General features: G+C 68.1%; 21 protein-coding genes. 12 read left to right on the top strand and 9 right to left on the bottom strand.

What is annotated here, in order from left to right:
- Positions 1 to 55 precede the first annotated feature (55 nt).
- Positions 56 to 718 carry a GntR family transcriptional regulator gene (locus tag IBX22_RS31895; RefSeq protein WP_309234870.1) on the top strand — a complete coding sequence of 221 codons (663 nt, stop codon included), beginning with the start codon at positions 56 to 58 and terminating at the stop codon, positions 716 to 718.
- Positions 719 to 723: 5 nt separating this feature from the next.
- Here IBX22_RS31895 and IBX22_RS31890 read toward each other — a convergent pair whose 3' ends face one another.
- Together IBX22_RS31890 and IBX22_RS31885 are read right to left on the bottom strand one after the other, a co-directional pair.
- Positions 724 to 1,308, bottom strand: coding sequence for an NAD(P)H-dependent oxidoreductase (locus IBX22_RS31890; protein ID WP_309234869.1), 585 nt, complete (start codon positions 1,306 to 1,308; stop codon positions 724 to 726).
- Entirely contained in the window at positions 1,305 to 2,219 is a 915-nt protein-coding gene (locus IBX22_RS31885; protein ID WP_194819446.1) for an alpha/beta fold hydrolase, read from the bottom strand. The genes IBX22_RS31890 and IBX22_RS31885 overlap by 4 nt, the downstream gene beginning before the upstream one ends.
- Before the next feature lie 127 nt (positions 2,220 to 2,346).
- Between IBX22_RS31885 and IBX22_RS31880 the strand changes: the two genes are divergently transcribed.
- A complete protein-coding gene (locus tag IBX22_RS31880; RefSeq protein WP_228539800.1) occupies positions 2,347 to 5,763 on the top strand; it encodes a BTAD domain-containing putative transcriptional regulator in 3,417 nt (1,138 codons plus the stop codon).
- Here IBX22_RS31880 and IBX22_RS31875 read toward each other — a convergent pair.
- The gene (locus IBX22_RS31875) at positions 5,708 to 7,183 is read right to left on the bottom strand and encodes an MFS transporter (protein WP_194819445.1); all 1,476 of its coding nucleotides are present in this window, start codon (positions 7,181 to 7,183) and stop codon (positions 5,708 to 5,710) included. The two genes, IBX22_RS31880 and IBX22_RS31875, sit on opposite strands and share 56 nt — an antisense overlap.
- Positions 7,184 to 7,555: 372 nt before the next feature.
- On the opposite strand from IBX22_RS31875, the gene IBX22_RS31870 reads away from it, so the two are divergent.
- From IBX22_RS31870 to IBX22_RS31855, 4 genes are all read left to right on the top strand, one after another.
- On the top strand, positions 7,556 to 9,031 hold the full coding sequence (locus IBX22_RS31870) for an MDR family MFS transporter (protein WP_194819444.1): 1,476 nt from the start codon (positions 7,556 to 7,558) through the stop codon (positions 9,029 to 9,031).
- 251 nt (positions 9,032 to 9,282) lie between these two features.
- Positions 9,283 to 9,930: a hypothetical protein gene (locus tag IBX22_RS31865; protein WP_194819443.1), complete on the top strand. Its 648-nt coding sequence runs from the start codon at positions 9,283 to 9,285 to the stop codon at positions 9,928 to 9,930.
- The gene (locus tag IBX22_RS31860; RefSeq protein ID WP_194819556.1) at positions 9,920 to 10,495 is read left to right on the top strand and encodes a DUF6529 family protein; all 576 of its coding nucleotides are present in this window, start codon (positions 9,920 to 9,922) and stop codon (positions 10,493 to 10,495) included. Before IBX22_RS31865 ends, IBX22_RS31860 begins: the two co-directional genes overlap by 11 nt.
- 14 nt (positions 10,496 to 10,509) lie before the next feature.
- Positions 10,510 to 10,947 (top strand): Rieske (2Fe-2S) protein, encoded by a 438-nt coding sequence (locus IBX22_RS31855; RefSeq protein WP_194819442.1) that lies wholly within the window; start codon positions 10,510 to 10,512, stop codon positions 10,945 to 10,947.
- Here the strand turns inward: IBX22_RS31855 and IBX22_RS31850 are convergent.
- The 3 genes from IBX22_RS31850 to IBX22_RS31840 form a co-directional block, all read right to left on the bottom strand.
- The gene (locus IBX22_RS31850) at positions 10,944 to 11,411 is read right to left on the bottom strand and encodes a VOC family protein (protein WP_194819441.1); all 468 of its coding nucleotides are present in this window, start codon (positions 11,409 to 11,411) and stop codon (positions 10,944 to 10,946) included. The genes IBX22_RS31855 and IBX22_RS31850 overlap by 4 nt on opposite strands.
- A gap of 105 nt (positions 11,412 to 11,516) precedes the next feature.
- Positions 11,517 to 12,227: a hypothetical protein gene (locus IBX22_RS31845; RefSeq protein ID WP_194819440.1), complete on the bottom strand. Its 711-nt coding sequence runs from the start codon at positions 12,225 to 12,227 to the stop codon at positions 11,517 to 11,519.
- Positions 12,224 to 13,177 (bottom strand): hypothetical protein, encoded by a 954-nt coding sequence (locus IBX22_RS31840; RefSeq protein ID WP_309234876.1) that lies wholly within the window; start codon positions 13,175 to 13,177, stop codon positions 12,224 to 12,226. The genes IBX22_RS31845 and IBX22_RS31840 overlap by 4 nt, the downstream gene beginning before the upstream one ends.
- Positions 13,178 to 13,294: 117 nt before the next feature.
- Between IBX22_RS31840 and lspA the strand changes: the two genes are divergently transcribed.
- From lspA to IBX22_RS31825, 3 genes are read left to right on the top strand one after another with little or no spacing between them, the layout of a single operon-like run.
- The gene (lspA, locus tag IBX22_RS31835) at positions 13,295 to 13,951 is read left to right on the top strand and encodes a signal peptidase II (protein ID WP_228539942.1); all 657 of its coding nucleotides are present in this window, start codon (positions 13,295 to 13,297) and stop codon (positions 13,949 to 13,951) included.
- On the top strand, positions 13,948 to 14,874 hold the full coding sequence (locus IBX22_RS31830) for an RluA family pseudouridine synthase (RefSeq protein WP_194819438.1): 927 nt from the start codon (positions 13,948 to 13,950) through the stop codon (positions 14,872 to 14,874). The genes lspA and IBX22_RS31830 overlap by 4 nt, the downstream gene beginning before the upstream one ends.
- Positions 14,867 to 15,574, top strand: a complete 708-nt coding sequence (locus tag IBX22_RS31825; protein WP_228539799.1) for a hypothetical protein — start codon at positions 14,867 to 14,869, stop codon at positions 15,572 to 15,574. The genes IBX22_RS31830 and IBX22_RS31825 overlap by 8 nt, the downstream gene beginning before the upstream one ends.
- A 599-nt stretch (positions 15,575 to 16,173) precedes the next feature.
- Here IBX22_RS31825 and IBX22_RS31820 read toward each other — a convergent pair.
- Positions 16,174 to 18,234 carry an MMPL family transporter gene (locus IBX22_RS31820; RefSeq protein WP_194819437.1) on the bottom strand — a complete coding sequence of 687 codons (2,061 nt, stop codon included), beginning with the start codon at positions 18,232 to 18,234 and terminating at the stop codon, positions 16,174 to 16,176.
- 133 nt (positions 18,235 to 18,367) lie between these two features.
- Between IBX22_RS31820 and IBX22_RS31815 the strand changes: the two genes are divergently transcribed.
- Both IBX22_RS31815 and IBX22_RS31810 read left to right on the top strand, forming a co-directional pair.
- Positions 18,368 to 19,621, top strand: coding sequence for a sensor histidine kinase (locus IBX22_RS31815; protein WP_194819436.1), 1,254 nt, complete (start codon positions 18,368 to 18,370; stop codon positions 19,619 to 19,621).
- 168 nt (positions 19,622 to 19,789) lie between these two features.
- Positions 19,790 to 20,446: a response regulator transcription factor gene (locus IBX22_RS31810; protein ID WP_194819435.1), complete on the top strand. Its 657-nt coding sequence runs from the start codon at positions 19,790 to 19,792 to the stop codon at positions 20,444 to 20,446.
- A gap of 83 nt (positions 20,447 to 20,529) precedes the next feature.
- Here IBX22_RS31810 and IBX22_RS31805 read toward each other — a convergent pair whose 3' ends face one another.
- Positions 20,530 to 21,348, bottom strand: coding sequence for a PhzF family phenazine biosynthesis protein (locus IBX22_RS31805; RefSeq protein WP_194819434.1), 819 nt, complete (start codon positions 21,346 to 21,348; stop codon positions 20,530 to 20,532).
- Positions 21,349 to 21,432: 84 nt separating this feature from the next.
- On the bottom strand, positions 21,433 to 23,859 hold the full coding sequence (locus tag IBX22_RS31800) for a cation-translocating P-type ATPase (protein ID WP_194819433.1): 2,427 nt from the start codon (positions 23,857 to 23,859) through the stop codon (positions 21,433 to 21,435).
- Positions 23,860 to 23,966: 107 nt separating this feature from the next.
- On the opposite strand from IBX22_RS31800, the gene rarD reads away from it, so the two are divergent.
- Positions 23,967 to 24,875 carry an EamA family transporter RarD gene (gene rarD / locus IBX22_RS31795; RefSeq protein WP_194819432.1) on the top strand — a complete coding sequence of 303 codons (909 nt, stop codon included), beginning with the start codon at positions 23,967 to 23,969 and terminating at the stop codon, positions 24,873 to 24,875.
- Positions 24,876 to 25,073: the final 198 nt, after the last annotated feature.

The raw sequence follows: 25,073 nt of genomic DNA, 5'->3' as shown, positions 1-25,073 counted from the left end.
CATAGAATGCTGGCGACCGATCGAATCAGCGGATCACGGCAGGGGAAACGATCAGGTGAGTATCGAACACTTCGCGCAGATGGAGAAGACCAACCTCCGCGACAAGGTGTCGCGGGCGCTGCGCGCGGCGATCATCGCGGGGGAAATGGAGCCGGGCGCGGTGTATTCGGCTCCGGCGCTCGGCGCCCGGTTCGGCGTCTCCGCCACTCCGGTCCGGGAGGCGATGCAGGATCTGGCGCGCGAGAACCTCATCACGATCGTGCCCAACAAGGGTTTTCGCGTCATCGAGGTCGCCGAGAAGGATCTCGATGACATCACCCAGCTCCGGCTCCTGCTCGAACCGCCCACCGTCCGCGATGTCACCCCGCTGATCCCCGCCGAAGACCTCCCCCGCCTGCGTGAACTCGCGGCCCGGATCGTCACGGGAGCCGAGCAAGGCGACCTGGTCGAATACACCGCTGCCGATCAGGTCTTCCACCTGACGCTGCTCGGTTACGCCGGCAATCCGCGCCTGTCCGCGCTCGTCTCCGACCTGCGCGACCACACCCGCCTGTTCGGCCTGGCATCCCTGGCGAAGAAGGGCGCGCTGGTCGAGGTGGCGCGGGAGCATTTCACCATCGTCGACCTGATCGAATCCAGGGATCAGGAAGCCGTCGAGAAATTCCTGCGCGAGCACGTCAGCCAGGCTCGCGGCCGCTGGGCCAAACCCGAGGAGTAGCGGGGTCACAGCACGAACGGGGTCTTGCCGCGGGCTTCGCGCAAAGCGGTTGCCCACCAGGTCAGTTGGTCGAGCATGCCCCGGGCCGCGTCCTCGAGTTCGGGGTCGCGGCCGGGCCAGCTGCCGTCCGGGGCGAAACGCTGCCAGGCCCTGGCGATTCCGACGGTGCGGCGGATCGGGACGGCGTCCAGTTCGGCGAAGACCTGGCGCAGTTGGGCGGTGGCGTGGCTGCCGTCGGAGTCGCCGCCGTAGCTGATGACGGTGACAGGCTTGGCGGCCCATTCGCTGCCGAACCAGTCGATGGCGTTCTTCACCGCGGCCGGGAAGCTGCGGTTGTACTCCGGAGTGACCAGGACGAAAGCGTCGGCGGCGGCCAGCCGCGCCCCCAGCTCCCGCACCGCGGCGGGAGCCGGTTCGTCGTGGTCGGTGAGCTGGTCGGGTAGTCCGGCGGTGGCGAGATCGATACGGTCCAGGGTGATGGCGCGCCGGGCCACCCGGGTGGTGAACCAGTCGGCGACGGTCGGGCCGAAGCGCCCGGAGCGGGTGGAGCCGATGATCAGCGCCACCCGCAGTCGGTCCGATGTCGTCACTTCGCGTCCTTGATCGGGGCGTCGAGGAAGGCCGGGATCATCGGCAGCAGCAGTTCCGGGCGGTGCACCAGGGTGACGTGCGAGGTGCCGGGCAGGATGGCGAGTTGCGCGTTGGGCAGGCCCGCCGGGGTGTCACCCATGATGCCGCCGCCGAACAGGCGGAACATCTCCACGGCGTGTTCGGGCCGGACGATATCGGAGTCGCCGATCACCGTCAGCGTCGGCGACTTGATCTGACGCGCGGCCTCGGGCGCGACATCGGGCAGATCGTTCTGGTCGTACTCCTTGACCCGCCCGACCAGTCGCGGGAAGTCCTCGGGGCGGGGCGCGTTCTTCAGGTAGTCGCTGTGGAAGGGCGACCCGTGCAGCTGCTCCGGCTGCAGCTCCGCCAAGCCCTCCAGCAGTCCGGGGTGCATCGCGCCCGCGTTCAGTCCGCCGGCGGCCAGGATTTGCTTGCGTACCAGGTCCGGGTGCTTCAGCGTGATCTCCAGTGCCACACCGGCGCCCATGCTGTAGCCGAAGAGGTCCACCCGCTGGATTCCGATCTGGCGCAGTAGTGTGACGGTGTCCTCGGCCATCTGGGCGGTGCGCAGCGGGCGGTCGATATCGGCGGTACGGCCGTGCGCCTGCTGCTCGACCGCGATGACCTGGCGCGTCTTGGACAGTTCCGGAATCAGCTGGCCGAAATCGGTGCCGATGCCCGACAAAGCACCGTGCAGCAGGACCAGCGGCGGCTGGGCCGAGGGGGTGCCGTGCACCTCGTAGTACATGCGCAGTCCATTGACGTCGGCGGAAGCGCCGGGCGTCGCGGGGGCCGGTGCGTTGTCGTTCTGGGTTCCGCAACCGGTGAGCGCGGTCGCGGCGAATCCCGCGGCGATGACGACAGTGGCGAAAGTGGTCTTGAGCTTCATGTTCGTGGCTTCCTTCGGTAGTTGCTTCCGTGTTGACACCAACATTGGCGGGGCCACCTTCCGGTTTGTTTACGGTCCGATTCCGCCGCACCGGAATGCCGGCGTCACCGTTCACTAGGCTGCGGCCATGCGTTTCGGTGTGCTCGGTCCGTTGACGGTGTGGACGGACGCCGGCGCCGTCGTGCCGATTCCGGGCGCGAAAGTGCGTGCGCTGCTCGCGGATCTGCTGGTGCACGCCGGTCAGCCGGTCTCGGGTGACCGGCTGGTGGACGACATCTGGGCCGAGGATCCACCAGGCAATCCGGCAGGCACCCTCGCCGCGAAGGCGTCCCAGCTGCGCCGGGCGCTGGAGGACGCCGAACCGGGTGGCCGCGATCTGGTGGTTTCACCGCCGCCCGGCTACCGCCTGGGTAGCGACCAGGTCGACGCACTGCGCTTCCGCGGCCTGCTGGCAGCTGCCCGCGAAGCCACCGACAGTGGCGGCCGGGTCCGCGCGCTCACCGACGCACTCGGCCTGTGGCGGGGGCCCGCGTTCGCCGACTTCCGGGATACGTCGTTCGCGCAGCCCGCCATCGCCCAGTTGGAGGAGCAGCGGCTGGTCGCGGTCGAGGAATTGGCGGAGGCGCGACTCGCGCTGGGCGAATACCGCGAGGTGGCAGGCGATCTCGCGGGATTCGTCCGCGAACACCCACTGCGTGAGCGGCTTCGGGCCGCGCAGTTGCGCGCGCTCTACGGGGCGGGTCGGCAAGCCGAAGCCCTGGACAGTTACGAAGACCTGCGCCGGCACCTCGACGACGAACTCGGCCTGGATCCGAGCCCGGAACTCGTTGCGCTGCAACGCGCTATCCTCGGACAGGAACTCGAGCTGGTCGCGTCCCAGCGGAAGGACATCGCCGCGCCCACACCGATCCGTCGTCGCACCACCAACATTCCCGCCCAGCGCACCGCGCTGATCGGCCGCGACAGCGAACTCGACGAGCTGCGCCGCGCGGTCGGCGACGCCCGGCTGGTCACCCTCACCGGACCGGGTGGCGTCGGCAAGACCCGGCTCGCGGCGGCCGTCGCGGCCGAGCTGGCCGGTCCATTTCCGCACGGCGCCTGGATGATCGAGTTCGCGCCGCTGCCACCGGCCGAAGGGGCGACCGTGCTGGCCGACACAGTGGCACAGGCGCTCGGCCTCCGCGCCGCCGAGGGCACACCGGCCGATCCGGTGGAGCTGCTCTGCCGAACCCTGGCCGACCAGGAACTGCTGCTGGTGCTCGACAATTGCGAGCACGTGGTCGACGCCGCGGCCGAGCTGGCCGAAACCCTGCTCGGTGCGGCGCCGCGACTGCACATTCTCGCGACCAGCCAAGAACAGCTGCGCCTACCCGGTGAGGACATCGTCCCCGTGCGGCCGCTCACCGTTCCCGATCGGGAGGCGACGCTGTCGGAGCTCGAAAACTCGAGTGCGGCCCAGCTTTTCGTCGCTCGCGCGCGGGCGGGCGCGCGAGATTTCGTGTTGGACGCCGACACCGCCGCGCCCGTTGCCACGCTGTGCCGGCGCCTCGACGGCATTCCCCTGGCCTTGGAACTCGCGGCCACCCGCGTCCGCGCGCTCGGTGTGCACGAGATGGTGGCGCGGCTGGACGATCGATTCCGCCTGCTCGCCACCGGTCATCGTGGTGCGCCGCCTCGTCAGCAGACACTGACCGCGATGATCGACTGGAGCTGGAGCCTGCTCGACGACACCGAGCGCGCCGTACTGCGCCGCCTGTCCGTGCACGCCGGCGGCTGCACCCTGGATGCCGCCGAGACCGTTTGCAGCACAGCCGTTCTCGATGACGTTGTGGCGCAGTGCGTTGTGGCGCAGCACGATGTGGCACAGCACAATGCGGCACAGCACGATGCGGCACAGCACGATGCGGCGCAGCACGATGCGGCACAGCACAATGCGGCACAGCACAATGCGGCACAGCACAATGCGGCACAGCACGACGTGGCACAGGAAGATGTGGCGGATACGGTCGCGCGGCTGGTGGATCGCTCGCTGGTCCAGCTGATCGGACGACGGTACCGGTTGCTGGAGTCAGTGGCTGCCTTCAGCTCGGATCAGCTGCGCAAGGCCGATGAGTCCGATGCGGCACATGCGGCGCACCACCGCTACTACCTCCAACTGGCCGAGCGGGCCGCGCCGGAACTCTATGGCGCCGATCAACAACGATGGCTGGAGCGGCTCGACGCGGAGGCCGCGAATCTGCGGACCGCGCTGGACGGTTTCCTCCGGGAACGCGATGCGGAGCGCGCCCTGCGGATGACCCGCGCGCTGGCCTGGTACTGGCAGCTGCGCGGCCGGTTCGGCGAGGCGCGGCGCAACCTCGCCGCGGCGCTCGCGTTGGGTGGTCCGGCCCACTTGCGCGCACCCGCACTGGCGTGGGATCTCGGATTCGCTTGCCAGCAGGGCGAATCCGCCGACGCCGCGGTCAAGCGCGCCGAGGTGCTGGCCCTGTACGACACCGTCGACGATCCGGCGGGACGAGCTCGGGCGGAATTGCTGCTCGCCCTGTTCACGATGGACACCGGGGACCTGCGGGACCTGGAGGCGCTGGTCGGCCGGGCGCTACCGGCGTGCGAACAAGTCGGCGACCGCTGGGGTATGGCGGCGGCGCACGTGGCGCTGGCCAAAACCGCGCACAGCCGGGCCGAGGTAACCGCCCTGGAACAGCACGCCCGCAGCGCCGCACGGATTTTCACCGAGCTCGGTGACCGCTGGGGCCGCCTGCAAGCCGCCGAATGGCTCGGCGGTCTCGCCGAACTCACCGGCGACCTGACCGGCGCCGCCGAAATCCACCGTGAGGCACTGGAATTGGCGCAGGAGCTGCGGTGGTGGAGCCAGGCATGCAGTCACCTGTGCTGGCTGGGCTGGATCAGCATGCAGCACAGCGCGTTCGACCGAGCCACCGCACTCGCCGAGCAAGGACTGCGGTTGGCCACCGAACACGGATCGGCGCCGGGCCGTACCTTCGCCGCCATCGTGCTGGCCTTCACCGCCCGCCGCGACGGCCGGCCGGAGGAGGCCGAAAAACTTCTGCGCGAACTGATCGCACTGGCCGACGGCCCGGACACCCCGCTGTTCCTGCCCATGCTCCAGGTCGAACTCGGCTACCTGCACGAACAGCAGGGCGACCCGGCCACCGCACTGGCCCTGCACCTGACCGCCCTCGACGGCGCGCAGCGCATCGCCGCGCCCCGCGACACCGCCTTCGCCCTGGCCGGCCTGGCTTCGGCCAGCACCGCCCTGGGCGAATTCACCACGGCCGCACACCTCCTCGGCACTGCGGCCGCCCTGCGCGCCACCACCCACACTCCCCTGCTGCCGGCCGAAATCCCTGACATCGAACGCCCCACCGCGGCGCTCCGCACGGCGCTCGGCGAGCAGGCATTCGCCGCCGCGTACGACGCGGGCACCGGCCTGGATCTCGCCGGTGCCCGTGCGCTGGTAACCGCCGTCAGCCCGCGAGCACCGGCTCACCTTCAGCAGGAACCGGGACCGAGTTGGGCATGATGATCGCCATCAGGATGGCACCGGCCAGCAGGAAGCCGGCCGCCCACCAGAAGCTGACGATGTAGCTGTGGACTTGAGCTTCGGCGAAGGTCAGGGGGCCCGGATTCTTGCCGGCGATGTAGTTGGTGGCGGCGGTAGCGGCGAAGGTCGACAGCAGGGCGGTGCCGATGGAGCCGCCGACCTGCTGGGAGGTGTTCACCATGGCGGAGGCCACGCCCGCGTCGGTGTGGTGCACGTTGGAGGTGGCGCACGCGAAGGCCGCCGACATCGAGGCACCGAGGCCGAGACCCATCAGGAGCAGGCCGGGCAGGACGTGGCTGGCGTAGTTGCTGTGCAGGTCGATGCCGGTCAGCATGACCATGGCCAGCGCGCCGACGAGAAACCCGGCGACCGAGACGACCTTCGGCCCGAAGCGAGGTAGCAGCAGGGTCGGGCCGGTGGTGGAGGACAAGATCATGCCCACCACCATCGGCATGTAGGCGACGCCGGTGACGATCGGCGTGTACTCCAGGATCAGCTGCATGTAATAGGTGAGGAACAGGAACACCGCGAACATGCCGATACCGGCGACGAAGACCGAGAGGTAGGCGCCGCCGCGGTGGCGGTCCAGCACGATGCGCATCGGCAGCAGTGGTTGCGCGACGCGGGTCTCGATGATCACGAACAGCACCAGCAGGATCAGGCCGATGATCAGGCACCACACGGTGGTCGCACTGCTCCAGCCGTGGTCGGCCGCGTGCGAGAAGCCGTAGACGATGGCGAACAGACCGGCGGTCGCGGTGATCGTGCCCGGCAGGTCGAGCGAGGCCTTCCCGTGTGCGACGTGCCGGGCCAGCAGCAGCAGCGCGCCGACCAGGGCCACACCGGCGAAGGCGAGGTTCACGAACAGCGCCCAGCGCCAGGACGCCCACTCGGTCAGCGCGCCGCCGAGCAGCAGGCCGATCGCGGCGCCCGCGCCGGCGACGGCGCTGAAGATGCCGAACGCCTTGGCCTTCTCCTTGGGTTCGGTGAAGGTGACGGTCAGCAGGGCCAGGGCGGCGGGGGCCAGCATGGCGCCGAAGACACCCTGAGCGACGCGCGCCCCGACGAGCATGTGGAAGTTCGTCGCCGCCCCGCCGACCGCGGAGGCGACCGCGAAGCCGATCAGGCCGGTGATGAACATCAGCCGTCGTCCGACCAGGTCGCTGAGGCGGCCGCCGAGCAACAGCAGACTGCCGAAGGCGAGGGTGTAGCCGGTGATCACCCACTGCCGGCTGGAATCGGAGAAGCCGAGATCTTTTTGCGCGTCCGGCAGGGCGATGTTCACCACCGTCGCGTCGAGCACCACCATGAGCTGTGCGATAGCCAGCACCGCCAGCACCCACCACCGCTTGTCGTGCGCACGTTGCGCGGCGGTTGTTTCCTCGACAATGCTCGCCATGGCCACCTCACGGGTCGACGCCGGATGATGCGCGGAAAAGCGAAAGCCTGGGACAGTACCGTTCGGTATGTTATCTGCCTGATTGCCGCATCGAAAGACCGCGCCGGCTGTCAGGGGGACGTGACGGGGCTCACCATCCAGTCGGCAGGTTGGTGAAAACCACAGGTGAGCGGGCCGTCCGGCGTGCTTTTGCGGTGCTGAGCGGCGAAAATTCGGATGAACCTGTCGGTCCTCATCGGAATACTTACCCGCGACCGATGAGTTGTCCGATCTGTTCCCGTCTGATCTCGTGTGGCGTCCGGAACGTGGTTTGTCCAGCTCGGCATCGGCCCACCCCTCGTTTCCGCTCACGTACACCCCGGAGGTAGCCGCATGCGCGCCGACATATCCGCCCCGTCGACCGGGGGGAAAACGCCGACAGTCATCCGGCTGTTGGTGCTCGCGACTTTCGTGGTGATCCTCAACGAGACCATCATGATCAACGCGATCCCGAGTCTGATGCACGACTTGGAGGTCGACGAGCAGGCGGCGCAGTGGGTATCCACCGCGTTCATGCTGACCATGGCGGCGATCATTCCGATCACCGGCTGGTTCCTGCAGCGGGTCACCACTCGCAAGGCCTACGCGCTCGCCATGGGCATCTTCCTGGCCGGCACCGCGTTGTCCGCGGTCGCGCCGACCTTCGAAGTGCTGCTGCTCGGCCGGGTCATCCAGGCCGGCGGTACCGCGGTCATGATGCCGCTGCTGATGACCACGCTGATGACGGTGGTCCCCGAAGCGGATCGTGGCAAGGTGATGGGCAATGTCACCCTGGCCATCTCGGTGGCCCCGGCGATGGGCCCGGTCATCTCCGGCCTGGTGCTGAACTGGGCTTCGTGGCGATGGCTTTTCGTGCTGGTGCTGCCGATCGCCGGTGCGGTCACCTACCTGGGCTACCGCAAGCTCGAAGATATCGGCGAACCGCAGACCGGTGATATCGACTGGGCCAGTGTGGCACTCGCGGCGCTGGGCTTCGGCGGCCTCATCTACGGCCTGAGCAAGTTCTCGCCCGACAATGTCGCCTCGCCGGTGCTGCTGGTGGTCTCCGGTATCGCGCTGGTCGCGGTGTTCGCGGTCCGTCAGCTGAAGCTGCAGCGAGTCGGTGCGCCGCTGATGGATCTGCGAGTCCTGCTGGCCGGCACCTACACCAAGGGCCTGATCCTGATGTCGATCGCCTTCCTGGCGATGCTCGGCTCGATGATGCTGCTGCCGCTGTACCTGCAGAATCTGCGGCATCTGTCGGCCTTCGAGACGGGTCTGCTGGTCATGCCCGGTGGCCTGGCCATGGGTCTGCTCGGCCCGAGCGTCGGCAAGATCTTCGACCGCTTCGGCGGACGTGTCCTGGTGATCCCCGGTTCGATCGGCATCACCGCCGCACTGGCCGGTTTCACCCAGATCTCGATGTCCATGCCGTACTGGCAGCTGCTGGCGCTGCACATCGTGCTGATGATCTCGCTGGCCGCGGTGTTCACCCCGGTGTTCACGCTGGGGCTCGGCGCGCTGCCGCCGAATCTGTACTCGCACGGCAGCTCCATGCTGGGCACCCTGCAGCAGGTTTCCGCGGCCTTCGGCACGGCGCTGGTGATCACGGTCATGGCGACCCGTACCAAGTCGCTGGTCGAGGGCGGCACCGAACCGGTCGCGGCGCAGCTCGACGGGATGCGGCTGGCGTTCGGAATCTCCGCCGCGCTGTCGGTGGTCGTGATCGTCATGGCGGTGCTGCTCCCGGCACGTGCCGCCGACCACGGTCACGGCGCGCCGGTCGACGACGAGGACGAAGTGCCCACACCGGAATTGGTCAAAGACTGAGCCGCCGGTTGGTCCGATAACCGGGAAGCCCCGCACCCATTCGGTGCGGGGCTTCCCCGTTTTTCGAGCAGGTGTGCGACGCGCCCTCGGGAATGGCAACACGCCGGAGCAGCCCGGTCGCGAATGCCGGTTTGAACCACCGGCACCCACTGCCACGTACACAATGCGAAACAGGTGGATTCAGCGCGCTGACATCATGTCGCGGACGAGCGGGCCGAATGCAGCTGTCCGGCAACGACAGTGGAGCTCCTATGCGGAAACGTCTCGGCCCGTGGCTGACCTTGGCGGCGGTAGCCGTGCTCGGTCTGGTCCTGCTGGTCGTCAATCTGTCCAAGGACACCGAACCGACTACCGCACAACCGAATTCAGGTCCGTCGGCCAGCGAGACCGCCGCGCCCACCACCGAACCGAAGGCGACGCCGTTTCCCGCGAACGCCGACTATGTCGCCACGATTCCGCTGGATGCGGGCGGCACCATGACGCTGGAGATCACCGTCGAGGGGGACAAGGCCATCGCCTACGCCTGCGACGGCAAGACCATCGAGTCGTGGCTACAGGGCCCCGCGACCAACGGCGCCCTCAAGTTGACCGGCAAGAACGATGCCACCCTGACCGGCACGCACGACGGCACAGCGGTCAACGGCAATCTCTCGATCGGCGGAAAGCAGTGGGAATTCTCGGCTTCGCCGGTCACGCCGCCCGCCGGGCTCTACGTCTACAACGAGGGCGGGGTGCGGCAGAGCTGGATCGTCGACGAGAACGGCGGCGTCACCGGCGTGCAGCGTGCCGCGAACGGCGCCACCTCCCCGGCCGCGCCCTTGAACTCCGACGCGACGGCGGTCGTGAACGGCAAGAAGATAACCGCGACCAAGGTAAGTGGTGGTGACAGTGTCGGCTGATCCGAACGCACCCACAGTCCGGCGGGTGCAGCCCGCGCGTCCGGCGGCCATCGTGCTCCCATTGCTGGCGGGCGCGGCGGTCGCGGTGCTGCTCGGGGTGTACGCGAAAGTCCATGACCCGCGGTTCTTCTCGGTGAACGTGGCCGGGTTCTCCAGCCCGACCGCGGTGAAGACCTGGCTGGCCACGCTGGCGTTCGTGCTGGCGCTGTTCCAGCTGTTCTCGGCGGCGGCGCTGTACGGCAAGATCCGCCCGCTGGCCCAGGCCTCGTGGACCGGGCCCGCGCACGTCTGGTCGGGGCGGCTGGCGGTGCTGGCCACCGTCCCGGTCGCGGTGCACTGCCTGTACGCGCTGGGATACCAGGATTCGACGACCCGGGTCCTGCTGCATTCGCTGTTCGGTTGCTTCTTCTACGGCGCGTTCGTGGCGAAGATGCTGCTACTCACCCGCAAGGGCCTGCCCGGATGGGTCATCCCGATCGCGGGCGGGGTCGTGTTCAGCGGACTAACGTTCGTCTGGCTGACCTCAGCGCTCTGGTTCTTCCTCAACAACGGCCTGACCTTCTAACCGAAAGCTGAGCTATGACCATTCCTGATCTGAACCGCCGCACGGTCGTGGCCGGAGCGGGCGCCCTGGCCGCCGCCGCGACACTGACCGCCTGCTCCACCTACGGCAAGGACGACTCCCCCGACCCGGCGAAAACCGAACCGGCGCAACCGGGTACCACCGGAACGACCGGAACCGGCGGCCTCGCCAAGACCGCCGACATCCCGGTCGGTGGTGGCAAGATCGTCGGCAGCACCGTGGTGACGCAGCCGACCGCGGGCCAGTTCGTCGGGCTGGACAGCACCTGCACGCATGCCGGCTGCAAGGTCAACGAGATCGCCGGCGGCACCATCAACTGCCCGTGCCACGGCAGCAAATTCAACCTGGACGGTTCGGTGGCGACCGGCCCGGCCACCCGGCCACTGAAGTCGAAAAGCGTTCGGGTGGAGGGTGATTCGATCGTAGAGGGCTAGCCGTTGTCGAACATTTCGGCCATGCGCTTGTCCATCTCCGCCGGCGGCACGTCTTCGACGTGGGTGGCCACGGTCCACCGATGGCCCCACGGGTCTTCGAACGACCCGCTGCGGTCGCCGTAGAACTGGGTCGCCATGGGGGTGAGTTCCCGGGCCCCGGCCTGCAGGGCGGCGGTGAACGCGGCGTCGGAGTCCTCGACGTAGACATGGAGGTTGACGGGCGTGCCGCCGACAGTCTTCGGGTCGAGGAACTCCATCTCCGGCGCCGGGTCACCCAGCATGATCAGCGAATTGCCCAGCACCAGCTCGCAGTGCGCGATCTTGCCGTCGGGTCGGGGCATGCGCATCCGCTCCGATGCGCCGAACACATGTTTGTAGAAGTCGATCGCGGCGGCGGCGCCGTCGACCGCCAAACCCGGCGAGACCACCGGATACCCGTCGGGAATGGGCTTGACATCAGACATGAGAGACCTCCGGTCGAGTCAATTGTGGTAACAATCCGAGCCTATTCCCGGGTCCGGAGGAAAAGGCCTGTTCGACCGAATGATCTACATTTTGGCGGGTGTGGCCTAGGGGCCGGCGACGCCCTGCAGGCGGCGCACCTGGGCGGCGGTTACGGCGGTGAGCACGCCGGGGTCGACCGCGTCCGGGGCGGTCACCGCCACCTGGGTGAGGGTGTTGCCGACTTGAACGAGGGAGACCAGGGTGACCAGGGTGATGCCGTCGCTGGTGGTGCGTAGTTGGAACGCGGTGGCGGCGTCGCCGGCGGGCGGTTGCTCGAGACCGCCGAGACGGAAGTCGATGGCGGTTTCGTCCGCGTCGGCGCCGCTGTAGGTGGTGCAGCCGCGCAAGGTCTGCTGTATCGCGGTGAAAGCGGGGGCGAGCTGGTCGGACGGGTAGGTCGCGGCGTCGATGTCGATGCTGGAGAAGTTGGGGCCGCTGTAACCGATGAAGTTCCAGGCGCGGGCTTCCGGGCGCTGTTCGCCGATCGGGGTCATGACCTTCTCGCAGCCCGCCGGTTTCGTCGGCGGCGGGTCACCGAGCGGGAAGTCGGCGGAGCGGGACGCCCCGGAAGGCGTGAATCCGGAGGGTAGATCGGCGGGATCGAGCAGGCGGGCGAGCAGCACATCGGAGTCGGTGATCGGCGCGCCGCCGGCCGGCGCCGCGGTGGCGACCGGGCCGAACGCGGGCGGGGCGGGCTTGTCATCCGGACTGTCGGACGAGCAGGCGGTCAACGCCGCACCCATCCCGGCCAGAACCAGGCCGAGCCCCCTCGTCACTCGGTCCACGAGACCTGCGTGTTGATCGTCTGTTGCAGATTGCTCTGGCTGGTCGGATCACGGTAGGCCTGATGCCCGCCGACGGTGATCGTTCCCGACACCGGCAGCGGCAACCCGAGGTCGACGGTGATGGTGCCCTGGCCCTGCATCACATAGTCCTGGATATCGAGGGTGCCCGCGTTGTTGGGCAGCGACCACACCTTCGACTTGGGGATCTGGGTGACGTTCAGATCGATGGTGAGCCGGTTGCCTTCGCGGTGGGTGAGCGTCGCGGTGGTCACCTGGTCGAGGGTGACGCCACCGTCGACCTCCTGGTGCACCGTCCACACCGCGCCCTCCCCGACGGCTTCGTCGGGGAACATGATGGAGCGGTAGACCGCTTGATAGAAGGCCTGTTCCAGGGCGGCGCGCGCGGCATTGGAGGTGTCGGGCGACGGGGCCAGGCGCAGCGCGGTGATGGCGCCGTCGTCGCTGAATTCGAAACCGGCGTGCGAACCGCCCGCGGCGGTGAGCGCCTTGGCCAGCGCCGGATCGGTGCTGGTGACCGCGCCCAGAGTGAGGTCGCACCCGTCGGCGTTGGTCTGCGCCGTCATCGGGATGGTCAGCGGCGCGGTCGAGAAGTCGCGCACCGGTTGATCATTGATCTGCTGCTGGATCCGGTGCTCGGTGCGCAGCGTCACCTGCTGCGTGGTGCCCGCCGCATAGCTGGGACGCAGCACGGCATGCGGCTCCGCACCGGCGGAGACCAGCTGGGCCGCCGCTTCGGAGATCGGCACGGTGACTTCCTTACCGATACCGAGGGGTTCGGTGCCGTCGGAGACCGCGGCCGTGTCGGAGTCGTCGGCGCAACCGACACTGAACGCCGAAAGCCCGAGCGCGAGCACGACCAGCAGCACGCCGGAACGCACACCAGGACGCGCGATCCTGGGGGCGTGGGGGGAAGACAACACCGTCACAACCGACAGCGTACGACCGCTTCCTGAGTGGGGGCTTTGAGCAACGTGTTTCCGCAGCCGAACACGCCCGCGCGGAGGCGCGGTGCATAGGGTTCGCGGGACTAGGAGATGATGATCGTCGTGAGTGATGACCGCCCGCCCGAGGACAATCCGCCACCGACAGATTCTGACGGGCATTCCGCCGTGTCCCCGGAACCTCGGGACGCGGCTTCTGGTGTGGTCGAGACGGCGCCTGCTGTGCCCGACTCCGACCCGCCGCGGCGGTTGCGCACCCTCCTGCTCATCGCGGTGGTGCTACTGGGGCTGGATCTGCTCACCAAGATCATCGCGGTCGCGAACCTCACCCCCGGCGATCCGGTCTATCTGATCGGCGATTGGGCTCGATTCTCGCTGGTGCGCAACCCGGGCGCGGCGTTCTCCATGGCCACCGGCATGACCTGGCTGCTGACCCTGGTCGCGGCGGGCGTCGTGGTGGGGGTCATCCGGATCGGGCGCACGCTGCGCTCACTGTGGTGGGCGATCGGGCTGGGCATGGTGCTCGGCGGCGCACTCGGCAACCTGATCGACCGCCTGTTCCGGGCGCCGGGACCGCTACAGGGGCATGTCGTCGACTTCGTGGCGATCGGCTGGTGGCCGGTGTTCAACGTGGCCGACTCGGCGATCGTGTGCGGTGCGATTCTGCTGGTGGCGTTGACGGTGTTCGGTTTCGAACCGGATGGGACGCGGCACGGACACGACGACAATGAGAAGACTGAGGAGACGGTTTGAGGGAGACAAGGTCTATGCCCGTGCCGGACGGGCTCGACGGCATGCGAGTGGACGCGGGACTATCGCGGTTGCTGGGGTTGTCCCGCACCGCGGTGGTGGCGCTCACGACGGACGGCTCGGTACAGCTCGACGGCGTCGCCGCGGGTAAATCGGATCGCCTGGTCGGGGGTGCTTGGCTGGAGGTCGAATTCCCGGAACCCAAGCGGGAGTTGACGATCGAAGCCGCACCGGTGGAGGGGATGAAGATCCTCTACGCCGACGACGACATCGTGGCGGTGGACAAGCCGGTCGGCGTGGCCGCGCACACCGGTGTCGGCTGGACCGGGCCGACCGTGGTGGGCGGGCTGGTGGCGGCCGGATATCGGATCTCCACCTCCGGCGCCCACGAGCGCCAGGGGATCGTGCACCGGCTCGACGTCGGCACCTCCGGTGTGATGGTGGTCGCGCAATCCGAGCGCGCGTACACGGTGATGAAGCGGGCGTTCAAGGAGCGCACCGTGGAAAAGCGGTATCACGCCCTGGTGCAAGGACATCCAGATCCGTCCAGCGGCACCATCGACGCGCCGATCGGCCGGGCGCGCGGCAACGACTGGAAGTTCGCGGTCACCTCGGACGGGCGGCCGAGCGTCACCCACTACGACACCATCGAGGCGTTCCAGGCGGCGAGCTTGCTCGACATCCATCTGGAAACCGGTCGGACACACCAGATTCGAGTGCATTTCTCGGCGATCCGGCACCCATGCTGCGGTGATCTCACCTATGGTGCGGATCCGCGCCTGGCCGAACGGCTCGGGCTGGAACGGCAGTGGCTGCACGCGAAGACGCTGGGCTTCAATCATCCGGCCGACGGGCGTTGGCTGGAGATCGAGTCCGAGTACCCGGATGACCTGAAGAACGCGCTGGGTGTTTTGCGTAATGCCTGAAACACCCCGTACGGCAGGCCCTTCCGCTATCAAGCGGGGGCTGCTGTCCGGGGCGGTCGCCGTCGGGGTGGCGGCGCTGATGTTCACACTCGGCGCGTTGAATCCGCCGCGACCGCTCGGCGTCGGCACCGATCGGCTGGGCCCTGAGCAGGGCGAGACGGTCGCGGATTACCTTGCCCGGGCCCAGGATTCACTCAACGGTGCGGATTCCGACGAGCACTGGGCGCTGGTGTCGTTCACCACAGAACTCGCCCCAGCCGCCATCCCCGCCCACAGCGGCGGAATTCGCATCGGCCAAGTGCTGCACCGGGTCCCGATCCCCCGCGTGCAAACACCGATCGTCACGGTCGGAGTACCGGCAGGCGACGCCGTCGCCATCGCCTCGGCAACCAACGCGGCCTGGCAACTCCAAACCCAACTCGATCGCGACGAGGCCCTGGGCATCCTCGACGACCGCACCCTCCGCGCCACCTCCGTCACCATCTCCCGCCTCCGCGCCGGCTGCCCCTGCACCGTAGGCCTCGTCATCCGAGGCACCCTCCCCCAACTACGAACCCTCGCCGCCACCACCAACATCCGCGCCGTCGAAGCCCTCCCCGCCGACGCCGTCGACGGCCACTTCGCCGTCACCCCCCTCCTCCCCGAACACACCGACACCATCACCCCCACCCCCGACGACGGCCCCGTCCCCACCCAATAACAAGATCACCAGGCCCTCACGGCGCACGCTCTCGACGAACGCCGCCACCAAGTCCTGATGATCTTGCAATCCACGCACCTCGGGCAGATCCTTCCCGCGGCCCTACGTGAATGGTCAAGTGAGCCCCGGGGTTCAAGATCACCAGGCATTCATGGCGCAGGCTCTCGATAAACGCCGCCACCAAGTCCTGATGATCTTGTTGGCGACTGCCATGGTGGATCGCTGCTGGCGGGCGTCCAGTCCGATACGCGGCGCGTTCAAGATCACCAGGCACTGGTGGTGGTCGCTTCTTGCGCGATGCCGCCACCAGGTCCTGATGATCTTGAAATCTCTCGTGCATGGGTGGTTTTTCTCAGCTCGCTCGCGTTGGCGAATTCCACGCCAGTGCAAGCTTTCAAGATCACCAGGCGCTGGTGGCGGGGTCTCTCGGAGATTGCCGCCATCAAGTCCTGATGATCTTGTTGGCGACTGCGGTGGTGGGTCGCTGTTGGCGGGGGGGTCAAGCCCGATATGCGGCGCGTTCAAGATCACCAGGCGCTGGTGGTGGTCGCTTCTTGCGCGATGCCGCCGTGAGGGCCTGGTGATCTTGGTAGTTGTGGTTATAAGGGGAGTAGTTCCGGATCTCGGGTGGCTGGGTGGGGTTGGGTGGGTTCGGGCATTTGGGAGGGCCACCAGACTCGGGGGCCTGCGATGAGGGTGAGGGCGGGGACGAGGATCGAGCGGACCAGGAGGGTGTCGAGGAGGACGCCGAAGGCGACTGTGAAGCCGATTTGGGCGAGGGAGACCAGGGGGAGGGTGACCAGGACTGCGAAGGTGGCGGCGAGGACTATGCCCGCGGAGGTGATGACGCCGCCGGTGACCGAGAGGCTGCGGAGGATGCCGGCTCGGGTGCCGTGTCGTTGGGCTTCTTCGCGGGCTCGGCTGACCAGGAAGATGTTGTAGTCGACGCCGAGGGCGACCAGGAACAGGAACGCCAGCAGGATCAGGCCGGAGTCCAGGCCTTCGAAGCCGAAGAGGTGCTCGAAGAGGAAAACGCTTGCGCCCAAAGCAGATCCGAAGGACAGCACGACCGTGAGAACCAGGCCGATCGGGGCGGCGATGGAGCGCAGCAGCAGGCCCAGGACGATCGTGACCACCAGCAGCACCAAGGGGATGACGACCCAGCGGTCGCGTTCGGAGGAGGTGGCGATGTCGAGATTCGATGCGCTGGGGCCGCCGACCACCGTGCCCGGTGCGAGGTCGGGCAGTGCTGAACGGAGTCGTTCGATGGTCGCGTATTCGGCCGGGGAGTCCGCCGGATCCCTTGGGATCGCCGTGATTTCGGAGAATTCCGGCCCGGTACGCCCCGCTTCGGCCGCGCCGATGCCCGGGTCGGTTTCGGCGGCCCGCAGTACGGCGTCACGGGAACCGTTGGGGGTCATGATGAGTAGCGGCGTCCCGGCGCGGTCCGGGAAGTGGGCGGCGAGGGTCTTCGTGCCTTCCACCGATTCCGGTGTCTGTACGAACTGGTCCGCCCGTGACAGGGCGTCGGTGTTGCCCAGCAGTCCGAGGCTCAGCAGGCCGAGCACGGCGACCGAGGCGAGCGCCGAAACCACCGGCCTGCGCGCGATATTCGTGCCGATCCGGTCCCACAGCGTCGCCTTCGACTGGATGTTGTTCTGCACGTGCGGAATGCGCGGCCAGAAGATCCACCGTCCACACACCACCAGCAGCGCCGGGAACAGCGTCACCATCACCAGCAGGGTGCACACGATGCCGGCCGCGCCGACCGGGCCCATCCCGGCGGCACTGTTCATATCGGCGGCCAGCAGGCACAGCAGACCGAGACTGACGGTGGCCGCCGACGCGGCGATCGCGGGCACCGAGGTGCGCAGCGCGGACAGCATGGCGCCTGCAACATCCGAACGGTGGTGCAGCTCTTCGCGATACCGGGCGACGATGAGCAGCGCGTAGTCGGTGCCGACACCGAACACCAGAATCGTCAGCACCGCCGCGCTCTGATCGTTGACCGTGACGTCGAAGACCTTCGCCAGCCCGTACACGGCCGCCATCGAGGCAATGTTCGCTGCGGCCACCGAGATCAAGGGCACCAGCCACAGCAGTGGGCTGCGGTAGGTGAGCAACAGGATCACCGTCACCACCAAAGCCGTGACCAGCAGCAGACGTTCATCGATACCCTCGAACGCACCCTCGAAATCCGCGCCCAGCGCGCCAGGTCCGGTGACCTGCACGGTGAGGCCTTGCGGATGCTCGGCCACCATCGCGCGGAATTCCTCGATGTACTCCGCGGATTCACCGTGCGACTGGTCCACGATCACCGGATACATCAGGGCCTGACCATCATTAGCGGTCAGCGGCTGGGGCGGCCCACTCTCGGTCCCGTACTTCGCCCGCAATGCCGCGTAATGCGCTGTGGCCGTGGCGCGGTCGGCGTCGGTGACGCCGGTGTCCCGCTGATACACCACCAGCAGGACATTCGAGGTCCCGCCGGGCAGCGTCGCCTCCAGCTCGGCCGCCAGGGTGGACTGCGCGGCGGCGGGCAGATAGTCGGTTTCCTTGTCGGACTTGACATCGTCGAGGCTGCCGGCGAACGGCGTCAGCGCGGCCAGCACCGCGATCCACAAACCGATGAGCAGCCACGCTCGGGTCTTCATCCCCATCACTGTCTCCTTGCTACGGACATAGGAGCAGCGTCGCGGGAACGCGGCGGGAAAACGTCCGCCCGGGGAGGGCTGTTGCGAATACTCCGCGCGGAGTACGCGGCGAATGCCGTGCTGGCGGAGAATGTCTGAAATGGAGACCGAGCAGGGCACGGCGGAGGTGACGGTCCGGAGACCGGTCAGCCACTGGTGGACCGACGGCCTGCTCGCAGCCGCACTGCTGATCGCTGAACTGATCGCAGCGACGCTGATTCCGAGCTCGCGGCCGCTGGACGGATTCGGCGCGCTGCTGCTGATCCTGGCCACGGCGCCGCTGGCGGCCCGTACCTACGCACCGGTGCCCGTGTTGATCGCACACCTGGCGACGGCGATCCCCTACCACGCCAACGAGTTTCCGCACGAGGCGATCATCCCGGCGACCATCGTCGCGCTCTATACCGCCGCCCGGCACGGCAATCGGCGGCGCACCGCCGTCATGGTCGCCGCGGTCCTGACCTTCGGTCTCGGCGGCATCCTGATGTCGGGCGAGGACAGCGAGAACATCGCGTTGCAGGCCTTCGGCGCGATCGGCTGGATCGTGCTCGCCTGCGTAGCGGGCGAAGCGGTACGACTGCATCGCGCATATATCGCCGAGGTGCTGGACCGGGCCGAACGCGCGGAACGCTCCCGCGACGAGGAGGCCCGCCGCCAGGTAGCCGAGGAGCGACTCCGTATCGCCCGCGACCTGCACGATCTGCTGGCGCACACGATCACCGTCATCCAGGTCCAGGCCGGTGTCGCCGCGCATCTGCTCACCGAGCGCCAAGCCGAACCGGCGACGGTGCTCGGCGCCCTGGACACCATCTCCGGCGCCTGCGCCGACGCGCGCGCCGAACTCTCCGCAACCGTGGGCGTGCTGCGCACTCCCGGCAGCGAGGCGCGGGGTCCGCTTCCTGCCCTGGCACAGGTGCATTCACTGGCGGCACTGGCCGAAGCGGCCGGTGTCACCGTCGAATTCGAGACCACCGGTCCCGCCCGCCGACTGACGCCGACGGTGGAAATGGTCGGCTACCGGATTGTCCAAGAGGCACTGACCAATGTGGCCAAGCACGGCTGCGCGGACCACACCACCGTGCGCCTCGAGTACCACCCGGATCGACTGGTAATCCGGGTGTCCGACGACGGCCGCGGAAGTAGCAACGCGACACCAGGTTTCGGCATCCGCGGGATGATGGAACGCGCCGAGGCCATCGGCGGGACTGTGCTCGCGGAAGGCTCCGCAAAAGGTTTCACCGTCACCGCCGACCTCCCCGTAGCCGCTGACCCCACTGCCGGTCCGCCTGCCGAGGCATCGGGCTCCGATCTTCTCGACACTGACGGAGCCGAAATCACCAGCGGCACCAGGTGATCGAAGTCGGGGTAGCGCGGATCGGCAACCGACCATTATTTGCGTCGGGCCTTCGCCCGGGCTGCGGCCGCCGGCATCCCTCACGGGTACCAGGCCCGCACCGAAAACGGCCACCCGCCCGAACCTGTCGAGCGGCATCGATGGCCGCGAAATCCATGGAGGTATCTCATGATTCGGGTGGTGTTGGCGGACGACCAGGCGCTGGTTCGTGGCGCGTTCGCCATGTTGGTCGCCTCCGCGCCGGATATGGAGGTGGTGGGTGAGGCCGGGACTGGGCGTGAGGCAGTGGAATTGGCGCGCAGCGAGCGGGCTGATGTGGTGGTGATGGATATTCGGATGCCGGATCTCGACGGGATTGCCGCGACCACGCTCATCGCCGCCGATGAGAACCTGGCGGGCGTCAGGGTATTGGTGCTCACCACCTACGACACCGATGACAACGTGCTTGCCGCGTTGCGTGCCGGGGCCAGTGGTTTTCTCATCAAGGACACCAAGCCCGCGGCGCTGCTGGACGCCATTCGCACCGTTGCCGCCGGTGAGGCGCTGCTCTCCCCCAGCGCGACCGCCACGGTGATCGCCCGGGTTCGCTCGGTCCCCGATCCGGCTCCGCGCCCAAGCCTCGGTGCGCTCACCGAGCGCGAACTCGACGTGCTCGTGCTCATCGCCAAGGGGATGACGAACGCCGAGATCGCGGAAACCCTTGTCGTGAGCCCGCTTACCGTGAAGACGCACGTCAGTCGAATCCTCGCGAAGGCGCTTGCCCGCGACCGCGTCCAACTAGTAATCGCCGCCTATGAAGCAGGCCTGGTCACTCCGACGACCTGATTGCCCTGCAACCATCGCCCCAAAGGGCTTGTCGCACACCCGGTCGGTACAACGGCAGAACGACTAGGTGTGCGACAGCCGGGTCAGTCGGGCAAGGTGACGACGCCGTCGAGGTAGCGGCGGCAGCGGCCGTACAAGAAGACGCGGTCGCCGTCGAGTTCGCCGCGCAAGCTACCGCCGCGACGGGAGAGCTGGCGGGCGGTGATGCGGCTGCGGCCGAGTTCCCGGCACCACAGCGGGATCAGTTGGGCGTGAGCGGATCCGGTGACCGGATCCTCGGCGACTCCCAGCGCGGGACCGAAGACGCGGGAGACGATGTCGGAAGTGTCGCCGAGTGCGGTGATGACCGCGTCGAAACGCAAGGGCGGGAAAGCGGCGAAATCCGGCGTGGCGTCGCGGACTTCCTGTTCGGAGCCGAGGACGAGGATTTCGTCGAAGCCGGTGTAGGCGCGCACCGGGCGCACACCGAGGGCGGCGACCAGGGCCGGGTCCGGTTCGGTTTCGGTGGACGCCAGGGCGGGGAGGTCGAGAACGTATTCGTCGTCGTCGGTGCGGTCCACGCGCAGCCAGCCGCTACGGGTGTAAAAGTTCACCTGGTCGACACCGGGGTAGACGTCTTCCAGGATCTGGGCGGCGCTGGCCAGGGTCGCGTGCCCACACAGTTCGACCTCCACGGTGGGGGTGAACCAGCGCAGGTGGAAAGCCGGTCCGGCGCCCGGCGGCGGGCCCGCGTCCGGGGGTAATTGCGACGTGTAGAAGGCGGTTTCGGCCAGGTTGTTCTCCTGCGCCAAGTCCAGCAGCAACTGATCGGGCAACCAACCCGGCAGCGGCATGACCGCGGCCGGGTTGCCCGAGAACGGTGCGTCCGTGAACGCGTCGATCTGGTGCAGCAATACCTCCATAGTCGCTGAAGGTACTCCAACACCCAATCACCCTTGCGCACAAGGCTTCTCGTTGGCGCGCCGGGTCGAATGTCCAGTAGGGGGTCAGGCGGTCGACGGGATCGGATGTGTTTGCCCGCCGCGCAGTTTCGCGGTGATCCACCAGGCCGCCTCCACCAGCACGATGCCGACCGCACCGAGCACCAGCGCGGCCGTGGTGAGCCGCACGTTCGACGGGTCGAGTTTGAAGAACTCGCGGGTGAACGGCATCGAGAACAGGAAGATGTAGGCCGCCACCGACGCGCCGATCAACACGATCTTCCACCACACGTAGGGCCGCGCCACCAGGGCCAGCACCCACACCGCGATCATGATCAGGGTGATGAGCGCCGTCGTACTCGCCTGCACGCGTTCGGTTTCGGACGCATCGGGGCCTTCATAGGCGATCAGGTAGGCGATGAATGTCGACACGCCGATCACCGCACCGGACGGGATCGCCAGCCGCATCACCCGCGAAACGAACCCGGTGCGGGCGCGTTCGTTGTTCGGCGCCAGCGACAGGATGAACGCGGGGATACCGATGGTGAACCAGGCGGCGATCGTGACATGCCGTGGCAGGAACGGATATCCGAGCGGTTCGTACCCGAAGATCTGCGAACCGACACCGGCCACGCCGACCAGGAACGCCAGCAGCACCGAGTAAACGGTCTTGGTGAGGAACAGGTTCGAGACGCGCTCGATATTGCCGATCACGCGCCGGCCCTCGCCGACCACGTAGGGCAGGGTGGCGAACTTGTTGTCCAGCAACACGATCTGCGCCACCGCGCGGGTCGCCGGGCTGCCCGCGCCCATCGCCACGCCGATGTCGGCGTCCTTGAGCGCCAGTACGTCGTTCACGCCGTCGCCGGTCATCGCGACGGTGTGGCCGCGAGACTGCAAGGCGCCCACCATGGCTCGCTTCTGGTCCGGACGGACCCGGCCGAAGGTGGTGTGCTCCTCCAGCGCGTCGGCCAAGGGCTCCTGCTCGTCCGGCAATTTGCGGGCGTCGACGGCGTTGTCGCCGCCGGGCAGATCCAGTGAGGCCGCGACCGCGCCCACCGAGACGGCGTTGTCGCCGGAGATCACCTTCACCGTAACGTTCTGGGAGGCAAAGTATTCGAGGGTTTCGCGGGCGTCGGGGCGGACCTTCTGCTCCAGCACCACCAGCGCGGCGGGCTGCACGGTGCCCGGCGCGTCCGGGGCGTCGACCGGACGGTCGCTGCGGCCGAGCAGCAGGATGCGCAAGCCGGAGGAGCCGAGTTGCTCTGCGAGACGGGCATCTTCGGAGCCCGAGTCGAGCAGCACGTCGGGCGCGCCGAGCAGCCAGTCACCGTGCTCGCCGTAGGACTGGCCGCTCCACTTCTTCGCCGAGGAGAACGGGGCGACGGCGGTCTGGGTCCAGCCCGGACCCTCGGGCAGCGCTTCGGCGATCGCCTGCACGCTGGCATTCGGGCGCGGATCACCGGCGGCCATGGCGGCCAACGCGTTTCGCACCTCGGCCTCGTCGATCTTGCCGTCACCGTCGGCGTCGAGCACCTTGATGTCGGACAGGCGCATGCCGTTCTCGGTGAGCGTGCCGGTCTTGTCCGCGCACACCACGTCGACGCGGGCCAGGCCCTCGATCGCGGGCAATTCCTGCACCAGGCACTGCCGCCGGCCCAGCCGCACCACGCCGACGGCGAAGGCGATGGAGGTCATCAGCACCAAGCCCTCGGGCACCATCGGCACCAGCGCCGCGACCATGCCGGTGACCGCGGGCCGCCAGGACTCGCCACTCGAGAACAGCTGGTTGTAGATGATCAGCACACCGGCCGGGATCAGCAGGTAGGTGATGAACTTCAGGATCTTGTCGATACCGCTGCGCAGTTCGGAGTGCACGAGGGTGAACTTGCTGGCCTCCTCGGCGAGTTTGGCCGCGTAGGCGTCCTTGCCGACCTTGGTGGCGCGGTAGGCGCCGCTGCCGGAGACGACGTAGCTGCCCGACATGACCGAGGTGCCCAGCGGCTTGTCCACCGGGTCCGCCTCACCGGTGAGCAGCGACTCGTCGACCTCCAGCGCCGCTGACTCCTCGACCTCGCCGTCGACCACGATCTGATCGCCGGGGCCGAGCTCGATCAGGTCGTCCAGCACGACCTCACGCGGCGGGATCTCGGTGGCCTTCCCGTCGCGGCGCACCGTCGGCTTGGCCTGGCTGACGATCGCCAGCTGGTCCAGGGTGCGCTTGGCCCGCACCTCCTGAATGATGCCGACCGCGCTGTTGGCGACGATGAGCAGGCCGAACATGCCGTCGATCAGCGAACCGGTGGCCAGCACCAGCAGGAACAGCACACCGAGAATCGCGTTGATGCGGGTGAAGACATTCGCGCGCACGATCTCGCGCACCGAGCGACTGGCCCGGTCGGGCACGTCGTTGGTGCGCCCGTCGCGGCGACGTTCCTCCACCTCCGCCGCGGTGAGTCCGGTGGCGGCATCGGCCTGCACGGTGATCGACATGCACGCCAGCCTAAAGCGTGTCGGACTTCGACCCGGTTCGTGCCGCGCGGGGCAGTCGACGGATTATGGGATGACCGCGTGCCACCCGCACTAGTAGCGTGCATCGCGTGCGGCGAATCGGATCGGCTCCCGGTGTGGTGTTCGGGACAGGCGCGTACCTGATCTGGGGCCTGTTCCCGGCCTTCTTCGGTCTGCTCGCCTTCGCCGACTCGGTCGAGGTGGTGGCGCAACGCATCGTCTGGACGCTGGTGATGGTCCTGATCGTGCTGGCGTTCAGCGGGCGGCTACGTGAGCTGATCGGCATCGATGCCAAGACCTGGCGGCTGGCGGCGGTGGCGTCGTTCGCGCTGTCGCTGAACTGGGGTGTGTACGTCTATGGCGTGCTCAGCGGGCACGTGGTCGAGTGCGCGCTGGGGTACTTCATCAACCCGCTGGTCACCGTCGCGTTCGGTGTGGTGATCTTCCGGGAGAAGCTGGCCAAGGCGCAGTGGGTGGCGCTGGGGCTCGGCGCGCTCGCCGTGGCGGTGCTCACCGTCGACTACGGCAGACCGCCCTACATCGCGCTGGTCCTCGCCTGCTCGTTCGCCACCTATGGGCTCGTCAAGAAGGTCATCCGCCTGGACGCGTTGCGTGGAATCGCCGCCGAAGGCATCGTCGCCGCCCCTTTCGCCCTGGCCTTCATCGCCTACCTGGTGTTCTCCGGACGCACCGAGTTCGCCTCCAGCCCGGCCCATACCGGCCTGCTGCTCGCCACCGGCCCCGTCACCCTGGTCCCCCTGCTGCTGTTCGCTGTCGCCGCCCAGCGTGTCCCCCTCTCCACCATGGGACTGCTCCAATACCTCACCCCCGCACTGCAAATGGCGTGGGGCGTCGCCGTCATGCACGAACCCATGCCGGCCTCCCGCTGGGCCGGATTCGCCCTGATCTGGGCCGCCCTGGCGATCTTCACGACCGATGCCCTGCGCCGCGCCCGCGCCCGGCGCAACAGTCAGCCGGTCGTCGCGGAACCCACCTAGACCGCGAACCGTTCCTCGAACGCTGTGCGGTTCGGGGTGACCGGCTCCCGCCCCCACACCGCGAACACCACCCGTTCGAACGCCGCGCCGTGCGCTCGCAACGCCGCCGCCGGTCACCGCGATGCAGGCCGGACTGTGGGGACCACCAACCGCGGGGTGAGGTGGCTGTGAGATGGGTGGATGGGGAGGGGGAAGAGG

The organism is Nocardia sp. XZ_19_385 (assembly GCF_015355755.1).
Taxonomy (GTDB): Bacteria; Actinomycetota; Actinomycetes; order Mycobacteriales; family Mycobacteriaceae; genus Nocardia.
The sequence above is the reverse complement of the archived record's forward strand: the minus strand, read 5'-3'. Positions and strand labels throughout refer to the sequence as shown.

Coding starts and splice junctions, on each gene's coding strand:
- IBX22_RS31870 (WP_194819444.1), top strand. CDS start 7,556: ATGCGCGCCGACATATCCGCCCCGTCGACCGGGGGGAAAACGCCGACA.
- IBX22_RS31875 (WP_194819445.1), bottom strand. CDS start 7,183: ATGGCGAGCATTGTCGAGGAAACAACCGCCGCGCAACGTGCGCACGAC.
- IBX22_RS31800 (WP_194819433.1), bottom strand. CDS start 23,859: ATGTCGATCACCGTGCAGGCCGATGCCGCCACCGGACTCACCGCGGCG.
- IBX22_RS31865 (WP_194819443.1), top strand. CDS start 9,283: ATGCGGAAACGTCTCGGCCCGTGGCTGACCTTGGCGGCGGTAGCCGTG.
- IBX22_RS31810 (WP_194819435.1), top strand. CDS start 19,790: ATGATTCGGGTGGTGTTGGCGGACGACCAGGCGCTGGTTCGTGGCGCG.
- IBX22_RS31805 (WP_194819434.1), bottom strand. CDS start 21,348: ATGGAGGTATTGCTGCACCAGATCGACGCGTTCACGGACGCACCGTTC.
- IBX22_RS31825 (WP_228539799.1), top strand. CDS start 14,867: ATGCCTGAAACACCCCGTACGGCAGGCCCTTCCGCTATCAAGCGGGGG.
- IBX22_RS31885 (WP_194819446.1), bottom strand. CDS start 2,219: ATGAAGCTCAAGACCACTTTCGCCACTGTCGTCATCGCCGCGGGATTC.
- IBX22_RS31850 (WP_194819441.1), bottom strand. CDS start 11,411: ATGTCTGATGTCAAGCCCATTCCCGACGGGTATCCGGTGGTCTCGCCG.
- IBX22_RS31855 (WP_194819442.1), top strand. CDS start 10,510: ATGACCATTCCTGATCTGAACCGCCGCACGGTCGTGGCCGGAGCGGGC.
- IBX22_RS31880 (WP_228539800.1), top strand. CDS start 2,347: ATGCGTTTCGGTGTGCTCGGTCCGTTGACGGTGTGGACGGACGCCGGC.
- IBX22_RS31815 (WP_194819436.1), top strand. CDS start 18,368: ATGGAGACCGAGCAGGGCACGGCGGAGGTGACGGTCCGGAGACCGGTC.
- lspA (WP_228539942.1), top strand. CDS start 13,295: ATGATCGTCGTGAGTGATGACCGCCCGCCCGAGGACAATCCGCCACCG.
- IBX22_RS31820 (WP_194819437.1), bottom strand. CDS start 18,234: ATGGGGATGAAGACCCGAGCGTGGCTGCTCATCGGTTTGTGGATCGCG.